The 5,393-nt window shown below is 38.7% G+C and carries 4 protein-coding genes and 1 pseudogene; 4 read left to right on the top strand and 1 reads right to left on the bottom strand.

Annotated features, from left to right (window positions below; translation table 11 throughout):
- Both tuf and K6G87_RS19910 read left to right on the top strand, forming a co-directional pair.
- Window positions 1–1,135: elongation factor Tu (gene tuf, locus K6G87_RS05615; RefSeq protein ID WP_296834828.1), on the top strand; the 1,135-nt coding region annotated here is incomplete at its 5' end.
- Window positions 1,136–1,573: 438 nt separating this feature from the next.
- Window positions 1,574–2,200, top strand: a pseudogene (locus K6G87_RS19910) (GTP pyrophosphokinase); the annotation flags it as partial.
- 532 nt (window positions 2,201–2,732) lie between these two features.
- Here the strand turns inward: K6G87_RS19910 and K6G87_RS05625 are convergent.
- Window positions 2,733–3,596, bottom strand: coding sequence for a class I SAM-dependent methyltransferase (locus tag K6G87_RS05625; protein WP_296834830.1), 864 nt, complete (start codon window positions 3,594–3,596; stop codon window positions 2,733–2,735).
- A gap of 591 nt (window positions 3,597–4,187) precedes the next feature.
- Between K6G87_RS05625 and rpsJ the strand changes: the two genes are divergently transcribed.
- Window positions 4,188–4,499 (top strand): 30S ribosomal protein S10, encoded by a 312-nt coding sequence (rpsJ, locus tag K6G87_RS05630; RefSeq protein ID WP_022754383.1) that lies wholly within the window; start codon window positions 4,188–4,190, stop codon window positions 4,497–4,499.
- Between the two features lie 148 nt (window positions 4,500–4,647).
- The gene (gene rplC / locus K6G87_RS05635) at window positions 4,648–5,316 is read left to right on the top strand and encodes a 50S ribosomal protein L3 (RefSeq protein WP_022754382.1); all 669 of its coding nucleotides are present in this window, start codon (window positions 4,648–4,650) and stop codon (window positions 5,314–5,316) included.
- The last annotated feature ends 77 nt before the right edge of the window (window positions 5,317–5,393 follow it).

Raw genomic sequence — 5,393 nt, forward strand, 5'->3', positions numbered from 1 at the left:
ACACGTTGACCACGGTAAGACAACTCTTACAGCTGCTATCACAGCAGTTCTTGCTGACAGACAGGGTGGCGAAGCAGTAGCTTTCGATCAGATCGATAAGGCACCTGAAGAAAAGGCACGTGGAATAACAATTTCATCTGCTCACATCGAGTATGAGACAAACAACAGACACTATGCACACGTTGACTGCCCTGGCCACGCTGATTATGTAAAGAACATGATCACTGGTGCAGCTCAGATGGATGGCGCTATCCTCGTTGTTGCTGCTACAGACGGTGTTATGGCTCAGACAAAGGAGCACGTTCTTCTTGCTCGTCAGGTAGGCGTTCCTTACATCGTTGTATTCATGAACAAGTGCGATATGGTTGATGATCCTGAACTTCTTGACCTTGTTGAGATGGAGATCAGAGACCTTCTTAACGAGTACGAGTTCCCTGGCGATGATACACCTATCATCCGTGGTTCAGCTCTTAAGGCTCTTGAGGATCCTAAGTGCGAATGGGGTGACAAGATCGTTGAGCTTATGGATACAGTTGATTCTTATATCCCTGATCCTGCTCGTGAGATCGACAAGCCTTTCCTTATGCCTGTTGAGGACGTATTCACAATCACAGGTCGTGGTACAGTTGCTACAGGTCGTGTTGAGAGAGGTCAGCTCCACCTTAACGACGAAATCGAAATCGTTGGTATCAAGGAAGAGACAAAGAAGTCAGTTGTAACTGGTATCGAGATGTTCCGTAAGACTCTTGACTACGCTGAAGCTGGTGATAACGTAGGTATCCTTCTTCGTGGTGTAGATCGTACAGAGATCGAAAGAGGACAGGTTGTAGCTGTTCCTGGAACAGTTACTTGCCACAAGAAGTTCACAGCTGAGGTTTACGTTCTTACAAAGGATGAAGGTGGACGTCATACTCCTTTCTTCAACAACTATCGTCCTCAGTTCTACTTCAGAACAACAGACGTTACAGGTGTTTGTAACCTTCCTGATGGCACAGAAATGTGCATGCCTGGTGACCACGTAACAATGTCTATCGAACTTATTCACCCTATCGCTATGGAGCAGGGTCTTACATTCGCTATTCGTGAAGGCGGACGTACAGTAGGTTCAGGACGTGTTGCTACAATCATTGAGTAATTTTTACTCATATCTTTTGTAAAACATAATAAGGGTTCGGGTGTGAATGCATCCGAACTCTTTTTTTGCGCCTTATTATTAAGTGGGAATATTAAGGTATTTTTCATTTTAGAGAAGTACAATTTATATAGGGATGAATATAATATTTCATATGCATATTTACTTAAAATATACATTTATATCATAAGATCAAAGATGCAGCTATGATTAAGCTTTAAATAATAATTTGTATAAACTTTTATATAAACTTCACAATTATACTAGTTTTCTAACGTATAATATATTTTAGGGGTACACATATATAAAGTAATAAAAATTTTTGAATATGGGGAATAATTAATGGAACGAGATAAAAAACCAGCTGAAAGAATGCTGGGGAATATTTCATTATCAGATTTAAAATCAATATCTCAGGAAGATATTGAACAGCTTCTTAGAATGACTGATCAGATTCAGGATTTCCAGGAACTAATGATGAAATATGAATGTGCAATGTACGAGATCAAAACGAAGCTTGATGTTCTTAATAAGGAACTTTCTCTTCGCAATAATCGTAATCCTTTTGAATCTATCAAGACCAGGATTAAAGCACCCATCAGTCTTTTTGAAAAAATGCAAAGGAAAGGTCTTCCTTTCACTGTAGATAACATAAAAAATAATATTAGTGATGTAGCTGGAATCAGAGTAATCTGTTCATTTATAGATGATATCTATATGCTTGCCGATTGCCTTAAAGCACAGGATGATGTAAAACTTCTCGAAATTAAGGATTATATTGAGAATCCTAAAATGAGTGGATACAGAAGTCTTCACCTTATTCTTGAAGTACCTATTTTCCTAACCCATGACAAGGAATATATGACTGTTGAAGTACAGTTTCGTACTATTGCTATGGATTTCTGGGCAAGTCTTGAGCATAAGATGAAGTATAAAAAAGATATACAGGATGCTGAGATGATCACAGAAGATCTTTGCTTTTCTGCTGATATGATCAATCAGATTGACAGAAGAATGCAGCAGATCCGTGAAAGAATTGATGCTAGCAATCTTGAAGAAAAGAAAGAATCAAAGGTTGATTTTAGTAATATTGAGAGTGCTGCAGACTCAGAAGACAATGAAGATAATCTAAAAGACCAGGGAGAAGTTACTGTCACAAGGTCTGAAACATCAATAAGTTCCGTCCTTGATACTGCCAAAAAGCAGATCAGTCAGCTAAATGAAATGCTTTCCAAAGATACAGATGAAGATAAAGCAGATTCTGGCAGCGATGAAGACAAAGACTCTACTAAAAAGAAGAAATCCAGAAAAAAGGTAGTGGAAGTAGAGCAGTCTGATCCAATATTTATTGCTTCTGCAACAGCTAAGGATTCAGGAAGAAAGAAAACTGCAAAGACTGTTGAGTCAAGTATCAGGTAATAAAGTTATAAGATAGCCTGGTCTAATATTTTGTAAAAAGTATATAACTTTTTACTGATAATAGAAAAAGAGAAATGACTATTTGATATGAAAAATCATGCAATAGACATTTAGATTCGTTAAGGAATTAAAAAAACAATAAAAAACTTAGTGGAAAAATGTTCCACTAAGTTTTTTTATTTTATAAAGCTGTCCATCTTCCACTTGCTCCGCAAGGAAGTACTAATCCATTAGAAGAAACAGGAAGTCCGACTTCATCAGCTTCAACTTTACCCTTATGAATAGGATCAAGAACTGTATGAAGCATATATGAAAGTACTGCCGGCTGAAGACCTGTAGTATATGAATTGATCAAAAAGAAGAGAGGTTTATCAGAAAGTACCTGAGAACAAAGTTCAATAAATGGATAAATACTTTCCTCTATTTTCCAGATTTCTCCTTTTGGTCCTCTTCCATATGAAGGTGGATCCATAATGATCGCATCGTACTTATTGCCTCTGCGGATTTCTCTTTGAACAAATTTAGTGCAGTCATCAACTAGCCATCTTATGCTTGCATCACCAAGACCAGATGAAACAGCATTTTCCTTGGCCCATGTAACCATACCCTTACTTGCATCAACATGAGTAACAGATGCACCTGCAGCTGCAGCTGAAACAGTAGCGCCTCCTGTATATGCGAACAGGTTAAGAACTTTTATATCACGTCCTGATTCTCTTATAAGTTTTGAAAACCAGTCCCAGTTTGCAGCCTGCTCCGGGAAAAGTCCGGTATGCTTAAAACTGAAAGGCTTAAGATGGAATGTAAGAGAATTATAATTTATAGTCCATTCTTCAGGTAATGAGTGAAATTCCCATTCACCTCCGCCCTTGTTACTTCTATGATAATGTCCGTTTGGTTTTTTCCATCCAGGAAGCTTCTTATCAGTATTCCAGATAACCTGTGGATCAGGACGAACAAGCTGATATTTGCCCCAGCGTTCAAGCTTTTCTCCATTTGATGTATCTAAAACTTCATAATCTTTCCAATTTTCTGCAAGCCACATAATAACTCCATTTCAATAGCTTATTAATCATGTATCTACTATATATAATATAGCGAATCTGATTATATTACAAAAATAAGCTAATTAAAATAGGAAATTGAATATATGGTAATATACTGAGGCAGAATAATCATTTAAATGATGATGCAAATTAGTATATTAATCGAAATATGATACAAAAAACAGTAATTGTGATTAATAAATATCAATAGAATTGATTTATAGAATCTACTTTACATATTTTGGACGAAAAATCATATAAATGACTTGCAAATCAGTAAAAAAAGTAATATATTAGCAAGTGCTGTGACATGATAGCGTTGAAGCGTGAGGTTGCCACATTATCCAGTGATGTGGGTTTTCCGTGGAGCGAATGTCAGTGGGCTGCAAAGCAGTCACAAAATCATGACGACAAGTCACTGTACAAGCAAATGATGTCTGCTGCAAATCCTTATGGATTGATGGGCAGAAACGACGTGAAGTGAAAATCTGAGTTGTAATTTGGGTTGCGAATCAGGACACACACGGGAGAATGTACAGTCACCGCTTGTCGTACTTAAACAAAAGTGCGAAAAGGAGGCGACTTTTTTTATGGCAAATCAGGTAATGAGGATTACTCTTAAAGCATATGATCATCAGTTAGTTGATGCATCTGCTAAGAAGATCATCGAGACAGTCAAGAAGAACGGATCTCAGGTTTCAGGACCAGTTCCGCTTCCTACTAAGAAGGAAGTAGTAACAATTCTGCGTGCTGTACACAAGTACAAAGATTCCAGAGAGCAGTTCGAACAGAGAACTCATAAGAGACTGATCGATATTATCACACCTACACCTAAAACAGTTGATGCTCTGCAGAGACTTGAAATGCCTGCAGGTGTTTACATCAACATTAAGATGAAATAATTCATCAGAAACTACTAAACATTTTAACCTCTACTAGTATGATGCAAGACGCATGATGCCGCGACACTGGAAATTACTTATATAAGTAATAAAACGACATTGCGAACGGTTTAAGCATCCGCTGTAGATGAACCAGGAGGTAAAAAACATGAAGAAGGCTATTTTAGCTACTAAGGTCGGAATGACCCAGATCTTCAAAGAAGACGGTTCACTTGTTCCTGTAACAGTACTTCAGGCTGGACCGTGCGTAGTAACACAGATCAAGACACAGGAAAACGACGGTTATTCTGCTGTTCAGGTTGGTTTCGTAGATAAGAAAGAAAAGAACTACGAAGCAGGCCAGGTATGGCACAGACATGGCGTAAACAAGGCTGAGGCTGGTCACTTCAAGAAGGCCGGTGTTACATCCAAGAGATACGTCAGAGAGCTTAAACTTGAGAATGCAGCTGATTATCAGCTTGGCGCAGAGATCAAGGCAGACATCTTCGCAGATGGAGACAAGATCGATGCAACAGCTATCTCAAAGGGTAAAGGTTTCCAGGGCGCCATCAAGAAGAATGGTCAGCACAGAGGACCTATGGCTCACGGTTCAAAGTTCCATCGTCATCAGGGTTCTAACGGTTCAAGTTCTGATCCTAGCCGTGTATTCAAGGGTAAAGGTATGCCAGGTCACATGGGCGCTGTAAGAGTTACAGTTCAGAACCTTGAAGTTGTAAAGGTAGACGCTGAGAAGAATCTCATTCTTGTTAAAGGCGCTGTACCAGGACCTAAGAAGGGCCTTGTTACTATCAAAGAAACAACAAGAGTTGAGGCATAACGAAGGAAAGGAGGACCATTCAGATGGCTAACGTATCTGTTTTAAATATGGAAGGTAAAGAAGTTGGCAAGATCGAC

The sequence above is a fragment of the Butyrivibrio sp. genome, from assembly GCF_024699075.1.